The sequence below is a fragment of the Aestuariicoccus sp. MJ-SS9 genome, from assembly GCF_032586235.1.
In the GTDB taxonomy this organism is placed as follows: Bacteria; Pseudomonadota; Alphaproteobacteria; order Rhodobacterales; family Rhodobacteraceae; genus Aestuariicoccus.
In genome coordinates this window covers 1-6,355 of the sequence record NZ_JAWHTD010000089.1, presented here as the reverse complement: position 1 = coordinate 6,355, position 6,355 = coordinate 1, and the positions used below count along the sequence as shown (strand labels likewise).

The window sequence follows — 6,355 nt, the reverse complement described above, 5'->3', positions numbered from 1 at the left end:
GATCGCTCATGTCACCGCTCCGTTTTCGGAGCCGTGAATCACGCAGCGCTAGGGAAATCAATGCGTCCTGACCCTAGGGCAAGTGGCGGAGGGGATGGGCCTCACATCCAACCTTCACCACCTATAAATATCTGTTTTATATTGACATTTACTTCATCAAGCCGGCCGACAGTCAGGCGACCGACGCAATGGAAGTGCTTGAAGGCAATTGCAGCCGTTTGCGGCGATAGGCCGAGGCCGCCATGCCAACATGCCGCTTGAAGGCGTTTCGGAAACTCGAGGTCTCGGTATACCCGACCTCCGTCGCGATGTCCTCAATCGGTGCATCCGTCGTCTCGAGCATCTGCTTGGCTTCCTCGATCCGAAGGGTCTGGATGTAGTCGACAGGGGTTTGCCCCGTCGCCTTGCGGAACCGGCGCAGCAGACTTCTCTCGGTCAGCCCTGCGCGGGCGGCCATTGCGGCGACGGGGGACGCCAACGCGTAATTGTCCGCCGCCCAGACCTGGGCGTCAGCGACGATCGCATCGTCATGCTGTCGTCCGGCCACGAGCGATGCATAGTGCAGCTGTCCTTCGCTATGGGGCTGCAGCAGGTAGATCTTTGCGATGCGCCTGGCCTCACGGTCGTCGGCGAGACGGCCGATAAGATACAGCATCAGATCGGCCCAGGCTGACGCGCCTCCCGCTGTCACGACACGGTGTCCTTCACCCGACGGAACAAGAATCCTTTCCCGACGCAGCCGGATCTCGGGAAAGCGGCGCGCAATGACGTCACAAAACCCCCAATGGGTCGTAGCATCGACACCGTTCAGCAATCCCGTCTCGGCCAGCAGAAGTGTACCCGAGCAGACCGAAGCGACCATCGCGCCGCTGGAATGCGCATCGACGATCCACGACGCAAGAGGCCCGAACTCTGCCGGCATCGATCCGTTCGGATCGAGGTGAAGATCCGGGACGATCAGCAGATCAGGCTGGCCAAATTCCGCAACGGACCCGTCGGGCGTGATCTTGCGTCCGTTGACGTCGGTGTAGGGTGCGCCGTCGAGCGACAGCAGCGATGCCTCGAAGACCGCCCGGCGCGGCGCGTCCCCGTGCAGCATCTCCCAGTCGCGTCCGACCGAGGCCATCACGTCCAGAATGCTGAACGCGGTCGAAGTGCCCACGCAGGGCATGGCCAGAACCGCCGTCCTGTAGGTGGCCCGTTCGATCGTCATCGCGAATGTCCGATTATCACCGTTTCCATCTATTCCGCGCATATCACGACAGGCGGTCCCGTAGCAATAGAAGGGCGACCCCGGGGACATGCCCCGACACCCAAGGAGACGATGAATGCCACTTTACAACGATGCCACCCGACGCCTGATGAATGACCAGCGCCTGTACCTGACCGATGGCGGATTCGAGACGTCAATGCTGTTTCATGAAGGGCTGGATCTGCCGAGCTTCGCAGCCTGCGTGATCCTCGACAGCGACGCCGGTCGTGACGCGATGACCCGCTATTTCGAGCGATATCTCGGGCTTGCCGCCACTGCCGGAACCGGCTTTGTTCTCGACACCAACAGCTGGCGTTCCGGCGTTCACTGGGCGTCGACCCTGAATCGCAGCCCCGCCGACATGCTTCGGCTGACCGGCGACGCCGTCGACTTCGCTAAGGAGTTGCGCGCCGACTGGTCGGGCCGCGTCTCGCCGATCCTGATCAATGGCGTTGTCGGCCCGTCTGGCGACGGCTACGCGCCCGATGTCGAACTGGATCCGGCGCTGGCGCAGTCGCTTCACGCGCCTCAGATTGACGTTTTCGCGCGGGAAGGCGTGGACATGGTCTCGGCGCTGACGATGACCCATCCGGGAGAAGCCATCGGGATTGCACGTGCGTCCGTTGCCGCAGGCTTGCCGGTCGTGATTTCCTTCACGGTCGAGACCGATGGCGATTTGCCCAATGGCCAGTCCCTTGCCGATGCAATCGCCGAGGTCGACGCGGCCACGGACGCCGCCCCGATCTATTACATGGTCAACTGCGCCCATCCGGAGCATTTCCAGGAAACCCTGTCGGGCGGATGGACCGCGCGGATCGGGGGCGTGAGGACCAACGCCTCGCGCCTCAGCCACGCCGAACTGGATGTGGCCGAAAGCCTGGACGAAGGCGATCCGGAAGAGCTGGGCGCGCTGCATGTGGGGCTGGCCCGGCGTCTGCCGGGGCTGCGTGTGGTGGGCGGATGCTGTGGCACCGACCATCGTCACGTCCATCAGATCGCCGAGACCTGTCTCATACCCGCATGATCCCATTTCAACGACCACGGGGCGATCGGTCTGATCGCCCGTGGTCATGCATGATCCGTCGCCCGGCCGCTGGCCGCCGACGTATCGAAGGACACGAAAATGAAACCGAACTAATCTGAGCGCGCCATCGTCATTGGCGCGGGCCTTTCCGGGCTTGCCGCGGCTCACGCGCTGCAGGCGCGGGGCATCCATGTCACGATCCTGGAAGCAAGCAGGCGAGTCGCCGATCCCTGGCGGGCACGGCACCCACAATTGCGGCTCAACATTCACCGTCATTTCGCCGAGCTTCCGGGGAAACCGATGACCCGTGAGGACGGCACCTTTGTCCGCCGGGATACGGTCGTGAGCTATCTGGAGACTTACGCAAGCCAGCTTCGCCACAGGATAAGATTCAATACCTCGGTTAACGGGCTTTCCCGGGATGGAGACGTTTGGCGGGTGCAGACCGCCTGGGGCGAGTATGTTGCCGGGCACGTCGTCATCGCCACCGGACGCGATCGCATTCCGACGATCCCCGTCTGGCCCGGCATGGACGGTTTCGGCGGCAAGATCGTGCATGCGGCGGACTTCGGCGACGTGGCTCAATACGAGGGCCGCAATGTGCTGGTCATCGGCGCCGGCAACTCGGGCACGGACGTTCTGAACCACCTCGCGCGGATCAAACCGGCAAAGGTCTGGGTGTCCGTGCGCCATGGACCGGCGATCCTGCCCACCCGGATTCTGGGCTTTCCGCTGCACCGGCTTGCCAAGCTGTTCACCCGCGTGCCGAAATGGTCGCTCGACCCGTCCTTCGCCGTTCTCCAGTGGCTGGCCTTCGGCAACCTGCGCCGCTTCGGCCTTCGAAGCCATACCATGGGCGGCGGCAGCCGGATGCATCGCGAGGGCGTGACCTTTGCATTGGACGACGGGTTCGTCGCCGCGCTCAAGGCGGGTCGGTTCGAAGCCGTCGCCGAGACTGTGGGCTTCGACGATCACAGGGTCGAACTTGCCGACGGACGTCGGGTCGATCCGGATATCGTGATCTGCGCGACCGGCTATCGGTCGGGGCTGGAGCGGCTGTTCGGCGACCTCGACGTTCTCGACCGGAACGGCCACCCACGCCACCCAATGGGCCAGGCCGACCCCGATCATCCGGGTCTTTGGTTCAGCGGCTTCACACCCGGTTTCACCGGCTATTTCCACGCAGCCGGCGTCACCGCGGACCGGATCGCACGGCAGATCGGACGAAGCCACGCGGCGCGCAGCATGAATGAACGACGCCATCTCGATCGTGACCTGACGAGCCTTTCCGGTCTTCGAGACCACGAACTGATGGATATGGGGCTCAGCCGGTCCGAACTGACCCCCGAGGGTCTGTCGACCGCCGGGGCCCGGCGCGCCCGACAGTCGGGCACCGTTACATCACCCTTCGCATCAACAGGAGCATCCCAATGACCACCCTCACCTTGCCCCCGCGCTTTGGCATACGCGTGCCCCTTGCAGGTATTCTGCACCGCTGGCGTGAAAGGCGGCAGCGCAGACTCCAACTGCGCCGGCTCGACCATTTGCCGCCATACCTGCTGCGGGATCTCGGCATTGATCACCTGACAAGAGAGGAGCGGGACCGTCTGGGCGGCTACCACCGGCTCTGATCCCCCTGGTGTGCCCCCGCAGGTACAGTTGAACGTCACAAACAGATCTCCGCCGGCGCAAACAGCTCTATCGGTCGCAGCAGGGTCCGGTCGCGTCCCCCGACAGGGGGCAATTTCCACTGAGCACTGTTTGTCGTTCAGCGCCGGCGGTTACGGACGATCGGCCTTTTCGTCGGGACGGGCGGCAATTCCAGGGATCCCGTCCCCCAATAGGCCTGCCGCATACCTCGCGGCGCCCATACCGACGTGCCGAGCGAGGGGACTCATGCCGCCTTGGCCGATCAGACAGGAGAAGAACATGAGTGTTCACACAGAATTTCTCGAATATGCGCGAGACACGAGTGTCGGCACGCCGTGCCAGCCCAGGTATCTCGCGATTTTCGAGAAGCTGAAGGAGGCGGCAGACCGCCTTTGGCATCAGTCGCATCAGCACAAATCGATGTGTGAACTCAATCGCCTGAATGAGCACATGCTCAAGGACGTCGGTCCCTTTCGCCCATCTTGCACGACCCTCAAGACGAGAACACTTCGGCGTCCGCATCTCAGGATATCTGGGTGCCGTGACGTCGGAAAAATCCATGACCGAGCACCCTCGCAACAGCCGACAAATGTCTTCCAGACCCCGCGAGGCGACCCGGACACCAAAGACCCACCCCAATTGAAAACAAGGATAAGACCATGAAACGCTGCATCACCACTTTTCTCGCCAGCAGCGCACTTGCGCTCGTGGCGGGCATCGCTTCTGCAGAGCAGACAGCGCTCGTACTATACGAGACCAAGGGCGCGGATCAGAGCGAACGCGAGGACGGCATCGCCTTCGTCGAACTGGATCCGACGTCGCCCGATTACGGGCAGATACTGGCCCAGATCCCATTGCCGGAAGACTTCTTCTCGCACCACATCTTCTACAACCCGTCGCGCACCAAGGCCTACGTAACCTCACTGAACACACCCGAGCTGCGCGTTCTGGACCTCAGCGCATTCCCTTATCGCCATACCTCGGTCGAAGTCGCGGGCTGCGTGGTCGGCGAGGACGTCTCATTCTCCGAAGCTCAGGGAAAGTGGTACCTGACCTGCATGGGGTCGTCGGTGGTCATCGTCGGCGACGCTCGGACCGACGAAGTGCTGGAGACGCTGACAATGCCCGCGCCCTGGCCGCACGGCATCGCGACCAATGACGCCATTGATCGGCAACTTGTGACCAGCACCGCGAACCCCTCGGATATGGCCCAGTGGGGCGAGGAAATCGTCGTCATGCAGCCGAGTACTGGCGAAGTTCTTTCCACGCACAAGGTGTCGGACAGGCCTTCGCCATCGGGCGCCGGACCGGTAGAGGCCTTCTTTGTGCCGGGGGTGGAGCCCGCGCTTGCCTACATCACCAACATGGACGGCAGCCTCTGGCTGGCGGAGTGGCGGCCCGGCCTGGAGATCTTCGAATTCCACGAGGGATTCCGGTTCGACGAACTGGGCCAGGGCATGACCCTGGAGGTCTATTTCAACGCGGAGGGTGACAGGGCCTATGTGACATCGGCGATGCGGGGAACTCTCAACGCGTTCGATATCACCGACCCGCGCGCGCCAAGGCATCTTTGGGCCACAGACACGGCAGGCGGAGCGCATCATCTGGTATTCTCGCCCGATGGCGGCCGGGCCTATGTGCAAAACAGCCTGCTCAATCTTGAGGGCATGAACGACGGCTCGATCTCTGTGATCGATCTGGCGACGGGTGAACGGATCGACAGCATCGACACGTTCAAGGACGCGGGACTGACGATCAACACAATCGTACTGACACCCGAAGCCGAGGACTTTCACTCGCACTGACACCGGGTTCATTCCGGCGGGCGTGCGCGCCCGCCGGAACCATCCAGCCGCGTGGCAGCCTCTCACTCTGATCCGACTTTCACCGATGTAATCTCGAAAAGACAGGTCCGGACAGCATAATGACAAGACCCCTTTCATTGGCTGCGCTTTGCGTGCTGCTACCTTTCGGGCTTGCCGAAGACGCCATCGAAACCTTGCCGGTCGTCGCGGCGGCCTGTGATCCGGTCGCGCAGGACGTCTATTACGAGAAGGTGCCTAGCTCGGACGAAGTGTTTCGCCCCTTGTCTGCGACACGCAACATGGACGCACCGCCATTCGCGTCCGCAGCGCCAGTCTCGCACAACTTTCTGGATACGCGCGATACGGGGCCCTATCCGCTCGGACTCACGCCCGGTGAGTGGTCTTCCGCCACGGGTGCGGGCACCTCCACCTGCGAGGGTGGCGTTGGCACAGTCGACGCCAACTTCGAAAACGGGGGGCCGAACGGTATCTACTCAATGTGGCATGGCTTCATGGCTTCGCCGCCCACCGAGCCATTCATCGGGACTCAGCAGTTCAGGCAGCATCGGCGCGTCGCCGATATTGCTCGTTGTGACCTCGACGGCCCGGACCTCCAGTGTTTCC

The 6,355-nt window shown here is 62.7% G+C and carries 6 protein-coding genes; 5 read left to right on the top strand and 1 reads right to left on the bottom strand.

The features are described 5' to 3' along the window. Positions 1 to 172: 172 nt before the first annotated feature. A complete protein-coding gene (locus tag RXV88_RS22970) occupies positions 173 to 1,171 on the bottom strand; it encodes a GlxA family transcriptional regulator (RefSeq protein WP_316296025.1) in 999 nt (332 codons plus the stop codon). A 157-nt stretch (positions 1,172 to 1,328) separates the two neighbouring features. Between RXV88_RS22970 and RXV88_RS22965 the strand changes: the two genes are divergently transcribed. The 5 genes from RXV88_RS22965 to RXV88_RS22945 all read left to right on the top strand — a co-directional run. Continuing rightward, positions 1,329 to 2,276, top strand: coding sequence for a homocysteine S-methyltransferase family protein (locus tag RXV88_RS22965; RefSeq protein ID WP_316296023.1), 948 nt, complete (start codon positions 1,329 to 1,331; stop codon positions 2,274 to 2,276). 126 nt (positions 2,277 to 2,402) lie between these two features. Further along, the gene (locus tag RXV88_RS22960) at positions 2,403 to 3,710 is read left to right on the top strand and encodes an NAD(P)/FAD-dependent oxidoreductase (RefSeq protein WP_316296026.1); all 1,308 of its coding nucleotides are present in this window, start codon (positions 2,403 to 2,405) and stop codon (positions 3,708 to 3,710) included. After that, positions 3,707 to 3,907, top strand: coding sequence for a DUF1127 domain-containing protein (locus RXV88_RS22955; RefSeq protein ID WP_316296021.1), 201 nt, complete (start codon positions 3,707 to 3,709; stop codon positions 3,905 to 3,907). Before RXV88_RS22960 ends, RXV88_RS22955 begins: the two co-directional genes overlap by 4 nt. A 678-nt stretch (positions 3,908 to 4,585) precedes the next feature. Continuing rightward, complete coding sequence (locus RXV88_RS22950) at positions 4,586 to 5,731, top strand: YncE family protein (protein WP_316296020.1); 1,146 nt, start codon at positions 4,586 to 4,588, stop codon at positions 5,729 to 5,731. A gap of 119 nt (positions 5,732 to 5,850) precedes the next feature. Further along, a partial coding sequence (locus tag RXV88_RS22945) for a hypothetical protein (RefSeq protein WP_316296027.1) occupies positions 5,851 to 6,355 on the top strand: 505 nt, incomplete at its 3' end.

Coding starts and splice junctions, on each gene's coding strand:
- RXV88_RS22970 (WP_316296025.1), bottom strand. CDS start 1,171: ATGCCCTGCGTGGGCACTTCGACCGCGTTCAGCATTCTGGACGTGATG.
- RXV88_RS22965 (WP_316296023.1), top strand. CDS start 1,329: ATGCCACTTTACAACGATGCCACCCGACGCCTGATGAATGACCAGCGC.
- RXV88_RS22955 (WP_316296021.1), top strand. CDS start 3,707: ATGACCACCCTCACCTTGCCCCCGCGCTTTGGCATACGCGTGCCCCTT.
- RXV88_RS22950 (WP_316296020.1), top strand. CDS start 4,586: ATGAAACGCTGCATCACCACTTTTCTCGCCAGCAGCGCACTTGCGCTC.